This window comes from Mycobacterium sp. H4Y, assembly GCF_000364405.1.
GTDB classification, from domain to species: Bacteria; Actinomycetota; Actinomycetes; order Mycobacteriales; family Mycobacteriaceae; genus Mycobacterium; species Mycobacterium intracellulare.
In genome coordinates this window covers 443,894-456,592 of the sequence record NZ_AKIG01000001.1, presented here as the reverse complement: position 1 = coordinate 456,592, position 12,699 = coordinate 443,894, and the positions used below count along the sequence as shown (strand labels likewise).

The following is a 12,699-nucleotide window of genomic DNA, read 5'->3' as shown; positions in this document are numbered from 1 at the left end:
GAGCCTTTCGGTCCATTCCCGGTACGGTCTACATGTGTCAGCACAGCGGGCTAGTGCGACGGTGGATAGTGCTCACCGTTCGGTCCACCCCAACATCCCAGGCGCTCCCTGGTATGCGGCCCTGCTTATCGCCGTGACCGCGACGGCTATCGGCTACGGAATCGACGCTGGTCACAAGGAACTGACCCACGTCTTCGCGGGCTTCTATATAGCGGGTTGCGTGGCGGCGGTGCTCGCGGTGCGCCAAGACGGCATTTTCACCACCATCATCCAGCCGCCGCTGATCCTGTTCTGCGCGGTGCCCGGTGCCTACTGGCTTTTCCACGACGCCAAGGTCGGCCGCCTCAAAGACCTGCTGATCAATTGCGGCTATCCACTCATCGAGCGCTTCCCGCTCATGCTGGGCACCGCCGGCGCCGTCCTGGCGATCGGGCTGGCCCGCTGGTATTTCGGAAACGCCCAGGGCGCGAAGGCGGCGAGCACCGCGGCCGATTCCGCCGGCGCCACCGGCGTCGACGTCAAGTCCTTCTTCAACAGCATCGGCGCCAAACTGCAGTCGGCGCTGCAGCCCGATGCCGACGACACCAACGAGGCCACCGAGTCGCGCCGCGGCCGCACGTCGGGCTCGTCGGCCAGGACCCGCCGAACGGCGCGTGACGGTCGCTCCGCCACGCGTTCCACGCGCGCCCGCTCCCGCCATGCGCGACCGCCCCTCGACGACGAATCGGTCGAGCGGCCCGAGCGCCCAAGGCGCAGCACCCGTCGGTCGGCCCGCGACTACGACGCCGAACCGCCCCGTCGGTCACGGCGCCGGCCCAGGCCGGAGGGCGACCCGGACTTGCGCGGCCAAGCCCCCCGGGAGCCGCGCCGCGAGCCGCGCACCCGCCGCAATCCCTACGAGCGCCCCTACGACCGGCCCGCGCCCCGCGGCAGCCGTTTCGACGGCTTTGAGCCCTACGGCGACAGGTACGAGGAGAGCCGCGAGCCCTACGAGCCGCGGCGCCGGCGGCCGCCGTCGACCGGGAGCGGCGGCACGCATCACCCCATCTCGCAGGTCCGCTACCGTGGCGGCACCCAGGACCAACCGCGGGAGCCGCACACCGAGCGCCGGAGTCGCTCACGCACACCGGGTCGCGCGCACGGACGGCCCGCGGCGGAATCCTGGGAGTACGACGTCTAACGGCGCGGCCCGGCGTAGCGGGTCACCGCCAGCGGTCCAAGCCCCGTCAGCGGGCTGAGCGGATCTCGCGCGGCAGCGCGAACACGAGGGTCTCCTGCGCGGTGGTGACCGGTTGCACCAGGTCAAAGCCGCACTCGGCGAGCCGCTCGAGCACCCCTTGCACCAAGACCTCGGGAACGGACGCCCCGGACGTGACGCCGACGGTGGTGACGCCCTCGAGCCAGGCCGGGTCGATGTCGTCGGCCCAGTCGACCAGGTGGGCCGCGGCGGCCCCGCCGCCCAACGCCACTTCCACCAGGCGCACCGAGTTCGACGAATTGCGCGACCCGACGACGATCACCAGCTCGCACTCCGGCGCCATCGCCTTGACCGCAACCTGCCGGTTTTGGGTGGCATAGCAGATGTCGTCGCTCGGCGGGTCCTGCAGCTTGGGGAATCGTTGCCGCAGCCGTTCGACGATTTCCATGGTCTCGTCGACCGACAGCGTGGTCTGGGAGAGCCACACCACCTTGTCCTCGTCGCGGACCGTCACGTTGTCCACGGCGGCGACCCCGTCGACCAGCTGCACATGGTCGGGCGCCTCCCCGGCGGTGCCGACGACCTCCTCGTGGCCCTCGTGGCCGATGAGCAGGATGTCGTAGTCGTTGCGGGCGAATCGCCGGGCCTCGTTGTGCACCTTGGTGACCAGGGGGCAGGTGGCGTCGATGGTGTGCAGGTTGCGTTCGGCGGCCGCCGAGTGCACCGAGGGGGCGACGCCGTGCGCGGAGAACACCACGATGGCGCCTTCGGGCACCTCGTCGGTCTCCTCGACGAACACCGCACCGGCCTTTTCCAGCGTGCTGACCACGTGCCGGTTGTGCACGATCTCGTGACGCACATAGACCGGCGGCCCGTGCTTTTCCAGCGCACGCTCCACGGTCTCGACGGCCCTGTCCACGCCCGCGCAGTAACCGCGCGGCTCCGCCAGGAGCACGCGCTTGCGGGTCGGGGGGACGGCGACCGAGCTGGCTGCGCCGGGAATCCCCATGTCGACGGTCGAGGGCATGTCCCCCAGGGTACGTTCTGCCGACACGGGGCTGCCAGCTCGCGGCGGCGGGCTTGGAGTTAGCCGCCGCTTAAGGCAATCTTGGACCCATGGCTACTGCACCGTATGGGGTTCGGCTGCTGGTCGGCGCGGCGACGGTCGCCGTTGAGGAGACCATCAGGCTGCCGAAAACCATCCTGATGTACCCGATGACACTGGCCAGTCAGGCGGCGCACATCGTGATGCGCTTCCAGCAAAACCTCGCCGAGCTGGTGATCAAGGGGGACAGCACCCTCGAGTCGATTTTCCCGCCCAAGGACGAGAAGCCGGAATGGGCGACGTTCGACGAGGACGTGGCCGACGCGATCGACGGGGCTTATGCCACGGTGACCGACGGCGGCGAGGGCGAACGCCGGGCCGAGGGACGGTTCGCGCTGTACTCGGTGGCCGACGCGCACGAAGATGCCAGCGCGCTGACCAAACCCGCCCGCCCATCGAAGAAGCCGGCGGCCGGCGCGTCGGTCTCGCAGCCGGCGGTGGCCACCGAGCTGGACTACTCGGCGCTGACGTTGGCCCAGCTGCGGGCCCGTCTGCAATCGCTGAGCGTGGATGAACTCGAAGACCTGCTGGCCTACGAGCAGGCGACCAAGGGCCGCGCCCCGTTCCAGACGTTGCTCGCCAACAGGATCACCCGCGCGAACGCGAAGTGACCCGAGCCAATACGTCCGAACCGAATTCCGCGGAAAACCCTTTTCCGGTGCGCGCGGTGGCGATCCGGGTGGCCGGCTGGATCGACAAGCTGGGCACCGTCTGGGTGGAGGGTCAGCTCGCCCAGGTCTCGATGCGGCCCGATTCCAAGACCGTGTTCATGGTGCTGCGTGACCCCGCCGCCGACATGTCGCTGAGCGTGACGTGCCCGCGCGACCTGGTGCTGAATGCGCCGGTGAAATTGGCCGAGGGTACGCAGGTGGTGGTGTGCGGCAAGCCCTCGTTCTACACCGGTCGCGGCACATTTTCGTTGCGGCTCAGCGAGATTCGCGCGGTGGGGGTCGGAGAGCTGCTGGCACGCATCGATCGGCTGCGCAGGCTGTTGGACGCCGAAGGGCTCTTCGATCCGCGGCTCAAGCGCCCAATCCCCTTCCTGCCCAACATGATCGGCCTGATCACCGGCCGGGCGAGCGCGGCCGAGCGCGACGTGAGAACGGTGGCGGCGGCCCGCTGGCCTGCGGTGCGTTTCGCGGTGCGCAACACGGCGGTCCAGGGGCCCAGCGCGGTTGCGCAGATCGTCGACGCCCTACGTGAGCTCGACCGCGACGCCGACGTCGACGTCATCGTCCTCGCCCGCGGCGGCGGCAGCGTCGAGGACCTGTTGCCGTTTTCCGACGAGACGCTGTGCCGCGCGATCGCGGCGTGCCGCACCCCGGTGATCAGCGCCGTCGGCCACGAACCCGACAACCCGCTGTGCGATCTGGTCGCCGATCTGCGTGCGGCCACCCCGACAGACGCGGCCAAAAAGGTGGTTCCCGACACCGCGGCCGAACAGCGGCTGATCGACGACCTGCGCCGGCGCAGCGCACAGGCGTTGCGCAACTGGGTATCTCGCGAGCAACGTGACCTGGCCCAGATACGCAGCCGCCCGGTGCTCGCCGAGCCACTGACGGCGCTGAAGGCACGCGCGGAGGAGATTCACCGCGCCCGGTCGGCGATTCGCCGCGACATCACCCGGCTGGCCGCCACTGAAACCGAACGGATCGGCCATCTGAGCGCGCGGCTGGCGACGCTGGGCCCGGCGGCCACATTGGCGCGCGGCTATGCGGTCGTGCAATCGGTCGGTCCCGCCGAGAGCCGGGTGCTGCGTTCGGTCGACGACGCGCCGGCGGGCACCCGCTTGCGGGTGCGGGTGGCCGACGGCGCCGTGGCCGCCGTCAGCGAGGGGCCGGCCGATGGCCCGTAAGAATGACGCCGGGGAGGGCCCCGCCGAGCCGGAGGGGACCGAATCCATTACACCTATTAGTCAGCTGGGCTACGAAGCGTGCCGGGACGAACTGATCGAGGTCGTGCGGCTGCTGGAGCAGGGCGGGCTGGACCTCGATGCGTCGCTGCAGCTATGGGAACGAGGCGAACAGCTGGCCAAACGCTGCGAGGAACATTTAGCTGGCGCCCGCAAGCGGATCGAGGACGCGCTCGCCTCCGGCGACGCCGACGACGCCTGAGACCCGCAACATCGGAGGGCTGCGTTGAAAGATTTTTTCCGAACTGGAACACGTTTCAGTTATGATTTCGCGCATGGGTGATGCATCTCTGACGGCCGAGCTCGGCCGCGTCCTGGTCACCGGGGGGTCCGGATTCGTCGGCGCCAACCTGGTGACCACCCTGCTCGACCGCGGGCATCAGGTCCGCTCGTTTGACCGCGCCCCTTCGCCGCTACCGGAGCATCCCCAGTTGGAGGTGCTGCAGGGAGACATCACCGACACGGCCGTGTGCGCCCGAGCGGTCGACGGCATCGACACGGTGTTTCACACCGCGGCGATCATCGACCTGATGGGCGGCGTGTCGGTGACCGAGGAGTACCGCCAGCGCAGCTTCGGGGTCAACGTCGGGGGCACCGAGAACCTGGTCCGCGCCGGGCAGGCCGCCGGGGTGCAGCGCTTCGTCTACACCTCGTCGAACAGCGTCGTGATGGGTGGCCAGAACATCGCGGGCGGCGACGAGACGCTGCCCTACACCGACCGGTTCAACGATCTGTACACCGAGACCAAAGTGATCGCCGAGCGATTTGTATTGGGCCAGAACAACGTTGACGGCCTCCTGACGTGTGCGATTCGGCCCAGCGGCATCTGGGGCCGCGGCGACCAGACCATGTTCCGCAAGCTGTTCGAGAGCGTGATCGCCGGTCACGTCAAGGTGTTGATCGGCCGCAAATCGGCCCGGTTGGACAACTCCTACGTGCACAACCTGATTCACGGTTTCATCCTGGCGGCCCAGCATCTGGTACCCGGCGGCACCGCACCCGGTCAGGCGTACTTCATCAACGACGCCGAGCCGATCAACATGTTCGAGTTCGCGCGGCCGGTGATCGAGGCCTGCGGCGAGAATTGGCCCCGCGTCCGGGTGAACGGCCTCGTGGTGCGCGCGGCGATGACGGGTTGGCAACGGCTGCATTTCCGGTTTGGGATACCCGCGCCGCTGCTCGAGCCACTGGCCGTCGAGCGGCTGTACCTGGACAACTTCTTCTCGATCGCCAAAGCGTCTCGCGACCTCGGCTATCAACCGCTGTTCACCACGGAGCAGGCGCTGTCGGAATGCCTGCCATACTACGTGGGCATGTTCGAGCAGATGAAGCGAGACGCGTTGACGGCCAAGGCATCCGGTTAGCGAAAGCTCACCATCTCGCTGCCCCAGGCGGCGCGGATGTTCGCGTCGACGTCATGGGCGAGGGTGTCCTTCTTGCCGATGAGCAGGCAGGCACGATCGGTCGCCCGGTAGCGCGGCCATTCCGGCTCACCGGCGGTTCCCGCGGGCGCGCCGTGCGCGGCGAAGTTGATCCATCGGGTGCGCACCCTCTTGGAGACCGCCTTGGCGGTTCTGGTGCCGCCGAGCTTCAGCGTGGGATCCTTGGGCGCACCGAGAGTCCCCCAGACGTAAGGCAATTCGGTGGCGTGCGCGGCCCTGACCGTCAGCAGCTTCAACAACGGGGTGGAGTAGTCGAACCGGTACAGGTAGACCGGTGCCGCGTGGGCGTGTCCCTCGGCCAGCCACACCGAGGGCATCCTGAAGCCGACGTCGGTGGCGATGCTCAAACTCCGCGCCTTGCGCCGCAATCGCGAATACGCCGAGCCGATCTCCTCCTCGGTGGGCAACTGCAAATCGGGTTGCTCGGCGGCGATCTGGTTGAACATCGAGGTGATCGCGCTCGGGGTGATCGGCATCAGCGGCGAGCGCATCAGCCGGAAGAGTGCCGCCTCGTGTTTGTTGGTGCCGATGATCAGCGGGACCGGGTGGGTGCGGCCCTCCTGCGCCAGCTTGACCGGGTAATCGCCCAGCACGTCGCCATCGACGATCGGCACGAACGCCAGCGTTCCCGGGTTGCGCGCCGGCACTTCGTCGAACACCTCTTGCGACGCGGCCAGGATCGCCGCCATCGGCATGTCGACCAACCGCTGCACCTCCGACGGGGCGATGCCCAGTTTGCCGAGGAAGGCTTGGGTGACCCGGTGCGCGCGGTCGCGGTCGTACACCGAGGTGGCCGGCGAGCTTTGCGCGATCGCGCCGGCGAACAGGCCGTCGGCTGCCGGGCTGGCCAGCAGCGTCGTGACGATGCCCGCCCCGGCGGATTCACCGAACAGCGTGACCCGGTGCGGATCGCCGCCGAAGGCGGCGACGTTGTCGCGCACCCACTCCAGCGCCGCGAGCGCGTCGCGCAGCCCGACGTTCGAGTCGAACCGTCGCCCCGCGGTGTCCAACGACGTCAGGTCGAGGAAGCCGAGCACGCCGAGCCGATAGTTGACCGTCACCACGACGACGTCGCCGTGGCTGACCAACCTGCTGCCGTCATAGAGCGTCTGGCTGCTCGATCCCAGGACGTAGGCGCCGCCGTGCAGCCACACCAGGACCGGTTTGGCGTCCCCGGGCCGGGTCTCAGAGGATGCCCAGACGTTGAGCCGCAGGCAGTCCTCGCCCTGCGGTGCGCCCAGATCCAGCGGCATGTTGGGAAAGACCGGCTGCGGGCAGGCCGGCCCGAACACGGTGGCGTCGGCGATCTCGGTCCAGCGCTCGGGCGGTTGCGGCGCCCGAAAACGTAAGTCGCCCACCGGCGCCGCCGCGTAGCGGATGCCCTTCCACGCCTTGACGCGGCCGTCGTCGACGCCGCGGACCGGGCCGTTGCTGGTTTCGACCACCAGGTCGTCGATCGCCATGCGCGTGCACAATCTCCCGAGTGAGCTCAACAGGGTCGTTCGCCATTATCGTCGACGATCAGGCCGACGGTGCCGGCTCACCGCCGCCACCGTGCCGCACATGCGCGCAGATGCCGGTCAGTGCCTCGAACAACAGCCGGTTCAGCCGCTGGATCTGTTCCTCGTCCAGTGCCGAGGGTGCCCACGTCCATGTCGTGTGCAGGCGCTGGCCGGTACCGGTATCCAGGAGGGCGGCGTTGAATTCCACGGTGTGGCCGAGCGGCGTGGGTATCGCCGACGCCGCGGGGATGGTCGCCATGGCGTCCTCGTCGACCCGCCAGAGATGTTCGGACAGAACGGCCGCATCGGCGTCAAACCGCCCGAGGTAGTTGAATTCGATGGTCGGCTCCGAACCAGCCAGTCCCACTTCGGGATTCAAATAGCGCAGGAGACCGTAGGTCAGACCGTCAGGCATGGCGCGAAGCCGTTGCAAAGCGGCCGCGATCAACGGCCCCAGCGCGGCCCCGCCGGCGGCTACGTGCGCCCACGGCAATTCACCCACCGTCAGCGCCACCGGGTACTTACTGGTGAACCATCCCACGGTGCGCGACAGGTCGACGTCGCGCCGCAGTTCTTCGGCGCGGCCGTGACCTTTGACGCTGATACCGATCGGTGCGCCGGCGGCGCCGAGGAATTCGTTCCAGGCCAACCCGAACGCGATCAACAGAACGTCTTGCACCCCAGCGTGAAACGCGACCGACACCTCGCCCAGCAACTGGTGAGTGGTCTCGATATCCAGCGTCGCCAACAGGTGACCAGCGCGGGCGTAGGTGTCGACCGCCGGTCGCACCGCGGGCAACGCGGCGGGCGTCGCCAGCAATTGGCGCCATGCGTCGGCCAGATCCACGACCGCCGGGCTGCGCGCGTGCTCACTCAGTATCGCCGCCCACCGCGCGAACGATGTTCCACCAGTGGGCAATTCGACCGGCTGCCCGTGGTGATGTTGCGCCCATGCAATGTTCAAGTCTTCGAACAGGATTCGCCACGACGGCACATCCACGGACAGGTGGTGAATCATCAACGCCAACTGGCCCGTGTTCGGCACCCACAACGCGGTGAACATCGCCCCGGTCGCCGGATTCAACCGTGACCGCGCGGCCACGAGCGCCTCGTCGGACAGCGCATCCACCGACTGCAGGCAGGCGCGGGCGTCCACGGCCCCTACCTCGGGTACCCACAGCGACCAATCCCCGTTCCCGGTGTCCGCGGCGCGCAGCCGCAGCATGGCGTGGCGGTCCAGCAGGGCTTGCAGCACGACGACGACGTCGGCCTCGGTCACTCCGGCGGGAGCTTGCAGCACCACCGTCTGGTTGTACTCATCGACCGGACCGTCAAAATCGTGTAGCCAGCGCATGATTGGGGTGGCCACCACCGCACCGACGCCCTCGTCGACCTCCGCCGCCTCGCCATCGAGCAAGACGGCCACCTGCGCAAGCCGGGCCACCGTCTGCTCGACGAAGACATCGCGCTGTCGACACGCCACACCGGCCGCGCGCGCCCGGGCCACCACCTGCATCGACAACACGCTGTCCCCGCCCAGGTCGAAGAACGAGTCGTCCACGCCGACCCGATCGACACCGAGGACCTGGGCATAGATGTCGGCCAGGACCTGCTCGACCGCGTCTCCCGGCGCGCGGTAACGGTCGGCGTCCCGGTACTCCGGTGCCGGCAGGGCGCGTGTGTCGAGTTTGCCGTTGACCGTCAGCGGCAGAGCCTGCAGCCCCACGACCGCGGCCGGCACCATATATTCCGGCAATCGATCCGCCAGTTGCGCGCGCACCTTGACCGGATCGGCGGTCCCGGTGACGTAGCCGACCAGGCGCTTGTCGCCGGGACGGTCCTCACGGGCGATCACGGCCGCCTGCTCGACGCCGTCCAGCGCGCCGAGTGCCGCCCTGACCTCGCCCAGCTCGATGCGATATCCGCGGATTTTCACCTGCTCATCCGCGCGGCCCACATACTGCAGCTCACCGTCAGCGTCCCAGCGCACCAGATCGCCCGTGCGATACATACGTTGACCGGGCGCCTGGGCATCGCCGAACGGGCACGCCACGAACCGCGACGCCGTCAACCCGGACCGGCCCCAGTATCCGGAGGCCACTCCCGCACCGGCCACATACAGCTCACCGACGGCGCCCGCCGACACCCGACGCAGGAACTTATCGAGCACGAAGAAGGCGAGATGCTCCAATGGCACGCCGATCGGGCTGACGCTGTTCTCGACGTCGCGGACGGCGAGCTCCCGGAACGAGGCGTGCACCGTCGTCTCGGTGATGCCGTACATGTTGATCATCCGTGGCGACCCCGGATGATTACGGAACCACGACGCAAGGCGTTGCGGTTCAAGCGCTTCGCCGCCGAAGACCACCGTCTGGAGGTTCAGCTGCCCCATCTCGGAGTGCAGCGCGTCGGCGGTCTGCAGCGCGTGGAACGCCGACGGGGTCTGGCTCAAGACGCTGACCTGTTCGCGCACGAGCAGTGCGTGGAATTCTTCCGACGAACGCACGACACCGTCGGGCACGATCAGCAGCCGAGCGCCGTACAGAAGCGGAGCCCAGATTTCCCAGACGGAGTAGTCGAAGGCCAGGGAATGGCATTGCGTCCACACCTGTCCCCGCGCCAGTTCGGCGTCGAGTGACTCGAGGAGCCGGGTCACATTGCGGTGCGTGACGGCCACGCCCTTGGGCATGCCGGTGGTGCCCGAGGTGTAGACGATGTAGGCGAGGTTGTCGGCGGTGGGGGCCGGCAACGCGGCAGCAACTCCGGCGTCGATCGCGGGGTCGTTGATGTCGATGACGGGCACGTCCGAGGTGTCCACCCGCAGACGCAGGTCCGCGGTGGTGATCACGGCGATCGGGGCAGCGTCACCGAGGACCATCCCGAGGCGCGCGTCGGGGTGCGCCGGATCCATCGGCACGTAGGCCGCCCTGGTCTTGATCACGGCCAGGACCGCCACGATCGCCTCGGCGCAGCGCGGCAGCAGCATCGCCACACGCTCGCCGGGGGCGGCGCCGCGGTCAACGAGCAGGTGCGCCAATCGATTAGATGCCGCGTTCAGCTCGCCGTAGGTCATCGAGCGGCTCCCGCACGTGATCGCTACCGCCTCCGCGTCGCGGGCCACCTGCGCCGCGAACAATTGCGGAATCGAGACCGGCGTGCGGGCCGGCTGTGCGAGCACCGCTCGGTTGCCCCATTCGTCGAGCTGGCTGTGTTCATCGGCATCGAGTAGGTCGATCGACAATAACCTCTTGGCCGGTTCGGCCGCCGCGGCCGCCGGTAACGCGCCGCCATCAGATTCCATTTTTACCGTTCACACGCCGAGAGAGCTGCCATAGAGTGCAGCGATATTAGGCACACTGATTTCCTCAGCCCCCTGGACGACATCGTGAAATGGTCCGAATTGTACTCAGAGATAACGTGACCCGTCCCGGTTTCACTCGATTGAAAGTTTGAGATCCGTCATGAGATTTGCGCTGGCAAGCTATGGAACTCGAGGCGATATCGAGCCTGCTGTTGTTATCGGCCGCGAACTGCAGCGCAGAGGGCATGATGTGTGCATCGCAGTCCCGCCCGATTTGGTCGGCTTCGCGCAATCGGCCGGCCTGTCCGCGGTGCCCTACGGGGCGGAGACGAACGCCTGGATGGACGCGTTTCGCACCTTCACCACGACGCTGTTCAGCAGGTTCTGGAGGGTTCGGGACATATCGCGGTCTGGGCTCGAAATCAAGAAGGTCACCGACCAGTCTTGGGCGCACATGAACGAGACATTGAAGTCGTTGGCGGAGGGGGCCGACGTGGTACTCGCCGGGCAGACCTATCAGGAAATCGCCGCCAATGTGGCTGAATACCATGGTCTTCCGTTGGTTACCCTGCACCATGTTCCGATGCGTCCCAACGGCCAGGTTGTGGCGATCTTGCCGGCACCGGCCTCTCGCTTCGCGGTGCGGGCGTTCGACTGGCTGACGTGGCGCCTGAGCAAAAAGCTCGAGGACGCGCAGCGCGGCGAACTCGGCCTGCCGAAGACAACGTCTTCCTCACCGCGACGAATTGCCGCATTGAGAGCCTTGGAAATTCAGGCATACGACGAGGTTGCCTTCCCGGGATTGGCGGCCGAATGGGCGAAATGGCGGCGCCAACGGCCCTTCGTGGGCGCGCTGACGATGGAGTTGGCGACGGGCGCCGACGACGAGGCCGCATCGTGGATTGCCGCGGGAACACCGCCGATTTTCTTCGGCTTCGGCAGCATGCCGGTGGAATCTCCGTCCGACACGATCGAGATGATCAGCGGGGCGTGCGCGCAGTTGGGCGAGCGGGCGTTGATTTGCGCCGGCTGGAGCGACTTCGACGACGTCCCGCATTCCGATCACGTCAAGGTGGTCGGCGCGCTGAATTACGCGTCCATCTTTCCCCTGTGCCGGGCCGCCGTGCACCACGGCGGATCGGGCACCACCGCCGCAAGTCTGCGTGCCGGAATTCCCACCCTGGTCCTGTCCGTGGACGGCAATCAGATCATCTGGGGAGCCCAGGTGAAACGCCGCCTCAAGGTGGGCACCCACCGCCGCCTATCCGCCACCACCCGGGAATCGCTCGTCGCAGACCTGCGCCGAATCTTGGCGCCGGAGTACGCAATCCGAGCTCGCGACCTTGCCGCCCGGATGACGACACCCGCCGAAAGCGTCGCCAAGGCAGCAGATCTCGCCGAGAATTTCGCCAGTTCGAGGCGGTCGGCCTAGCGGACCGCTAGGTGAGCCGCTCGGTGAGGAATTGGACCACGCGTTTACGGGCCTCGTAGGCGGGGTGTCCGTCGATTTCACGGACCTCATCGGTCAGCACCGAATGCGCCGCCTTGCCGAAGCCGTGCTGGTTGGTCGGGCCCGAATCGATGTCGATCACCTCGAACGCGTCCCCGAGGCGCTCCTTGAGCGTCGCGAACCGCTCGCCCGGCGACAGTTTGTCCTCGCTGAATCGTAATCCCATGGCGCACAAGCCGTCGGTGGCGCAGCGGTCGGCCACGGTGGTCAGCTCGGACTCGCTCAGGCCGGGGTCGCGGCGCCGAGCGGCGCCGAGCGGGAACGGCACCGACGGCTGCGACAGTACCGGGGCCAGCACGCTGTCGTCGACCGCGGCGGCCAATGCGAATCCCCCGGTGAAACATTGGCCGATCACGCCGACGCCCTTGCCGGGAGTCGAAGCGTTGAGGTCGCGCGCCAGCGCGCGCAGGAACGCCGACACCGGCCGCTGCTTGTTCAGCGCCAACGCCGCGAATTCCCTTGCCACACAGGCTCGCCCGATGGCGCCGACGAGGTAACCGGCCGTCTTGGCACGGCCCGGCTCGCCGAACAGCGACGGGATGGCGACGGTGAAACCGTTGTCCACCAGGTGATTACCCAAGCCCAGCACGCCGGGATGTATTCCGGGCAGCTCAGGGATCAGCACCACACCGGGGCCGGCGCCCTTGCGGTAGACGTCGTGAGTGTAGCCGCCACCGCTGAACGGCGCCGCCGACCACCCGGACAGATCGGCCTCCGGTGCACCCATGC

10 protein-coding genes are annotated in these 12,699 nt (G+C 67.9%); 6 read left to right on the top strand and 4 right to left on the bottom strand.

Annotated features, from left to right (window positions below):
* Window positions 1–34 precede the first annotated feature (34 nt).
* Complete coding sequence (locus W7U_RS02185; protein ID WP_193375016.1) at window positions 35–1,180, top strand: DUF6542 domain-containing protein; 1,146 nt, start codon at window positions 35–37, stop codon at window positions 1,178–1,180.
* A gap of 46 nt (window positions 1,181–1,226) precedes the next feature.
* On the opposite strand, the gene W7U_RS02180 is transcribed toward W7U_RS02185, so the two are convergent.
* Window positions 1,227–2,225 (bottom strand): 4-hydroxy-3-methylbut-2-enyl diphosphate reductase, encoded by a 999-nt coding sequence (locus W7U_RS02180; protein ID WP_008254378.1) that lies wholly within the window; start codon window positions 2,223–2,225, stop codon window positions 1,227–1,229.
* A gap of 89 nt (window positions 2,226–2,314) precedes the next feature.
* Between W7U_RS02180 and W7U_RS02175 the strand changes: the two genes are divergently transcribed.
* The 4 genes from W7U_RS02175 to W7U_RS02160 all read left to right on the top strand — a co-directional run bounded on the left by W7U_RS02175 (window position 2,315) and on the right by W7U_RS02160 (window position 5,579).
* Entirely contained in the window at window positions 2,315–2,914 is a 600-nt protein-coding gene (locus W7U_RS02175; RefSeq protein ID WP_008254377.1) for a lipid droplet-associated protein, read from the top strand.
* Window positions 2,911–4,158 (top strand): exodeoxyribonuclease VII large subunit, encoded by a 1,248-nt coding sequence (gene xseA / locus W7U_RS02170; protein WP_009953445.1) that lies wholly within the window; start codon window positions 2,911–2,913, stop codon window positions 4,156–4,158. The genes W7U_RS02175 and xseA overlap by 4 nt, the downstream gene beginning before the upstream one ends.
* Complete coding sequence (locus W7U_RS02165) at window positions 4,148–4,417, top strand: exodeoxyribonuclease VII small subunit (protein ID WP_008254374.1); 270 nt, start codon at window positions 4,148–4,150, stop codon at window positions 4,415–4,417. Before xseA ends, W7U_RS02165 begins: the two co-directional genes overlap by 11 nt.
* A 61-nt stretch (window positions 4,418–4,478) precedes the next feature.
* Complete coding sequence (locus W7U_RS02160; RefSeq protein ID WP_036428590.1) at window positions 4,479–5,579, top strand: NAD-dependent epimerase/dehydratase family protein; 1,101 nt, start codon at window positions 4,479–4,481, stop codon at window positions 5,577–5,579.
* Here the strand turns inward: W7U_RS02160 and W7U_RS02155 are convergent.
* Together W7U_RS02155 and W7U_RS02150 are read right to left on the bottom strand one after the other, a co-directional pair.
* Complete coding sequence (locus tag W7U_RS02155; RefSeq protein WP_008254370.1) at window positions 5,576–7,120, bottom strand: carboxylesterase/lipase family protein; 1,545 nt, start codon at window positions 7,118–7,120, stop codon at window positions 5,576–5,578. The two genes, W7U_RS02160 and W7U_RS02155, sit on opposite strands and share 4 nt — an antisense overlap.
* 58 nt (window positions 7,121–7,178) lie before the next feature.
* The gene (locus W7U_RS02150; protein ID WP_332479042.1) at window positions 7,179–10,400 is read right to left on the bottom strand and encodes an amino acid adenylation domain-containing protein; all 3,222 of its coding nucleotides are present in this window, start codon (window positions 10,398–10,400) and stop codon (window positions 7,179–7,181) included.
* Between the two features lie 220 nt (window positions 10,401–10,620).
* Here W7U_RS02150 and W7U_RS02145 point away from each other — a divergent pair, with 220 nt between their 5' ends.
* Window positions 10,621–11,892, top strand: coding sequence for a glycosyltransferase (locus W7U_RS02145; protein ID WP_014381969.1), 1,272 nt, complete (start codon window positions 10,621–10,623; stop codon window positions 11,890–11,892).
* A 7-nt stretch (window positions 11,893–11,899) separates the two neighbouring features.
* Here the strand turns inward: W7U_RS02145 and W7U_RS02140 are convergent, their stop codons facing one another.
* Window positions 11,900–12,697 (bottom strand): dienelactone hydrolase family protein, encoded by a 798-nt coding sequence (locus W7U_RS02140; protein WP_008254365.1) that lies wholly within the window; start codon window positions 12,695–12,697, stop codon window positions 11,900–11,902.
* Window positions 12,698–12,699: the final 2 nt, after the last annotated feature.

Coding starts and splice junctions, on each gene's coding strand:
- W7U_RS02180 (WP_008254378.1), bottom strand. CDS start 2,225: ATGCCCTCGACCGTCGACATGGGGATTCCCGGCGCAGCCAGCTCGGTC.
- W7U_RS02175 (WP_008254377.1), top strand. CDS start 2,315: ATGGCTACTGCACCGTATGGGGTTCGGCTGCTGGTCGGCGCGGCGACG.
- W7U_RS02165 (WP_008254374.1), top strand. CDS start 4,148: ATGGCCCGTAAGAATGACGCCGGGGAGGGCCCCGCCGAGCCGGAGGGG.
- W7U_RS02160 (WP_036428590.1), top strand. CDS start 4,479: ATGATTTCGCGCATGGGTGATGCATCTCTGACGGCCGAGCTCGGCCGC.
- W7U_RS02155 (WP_008254370.1), bottom strand. CDS start 7,120: ATGGCGATCGACGACCTGGTGGTCGAAACCAGCAACGGCCCGGTCCGC.
- W7U_RS02145 (WP_014381969.1), top strand. CDS start 10,621: ATGAGATTTGCGCTGGCAAGCTATGGAACTCGAGGCGATATCGAGCCT.
- W7U_RS02140 (WP_008254365.1), bottom strand. CDS start 12,697: ATGGGTGCACCGGAGGCCGATCTGTCCGGGTGGTCGGCGGCGCCGTTC.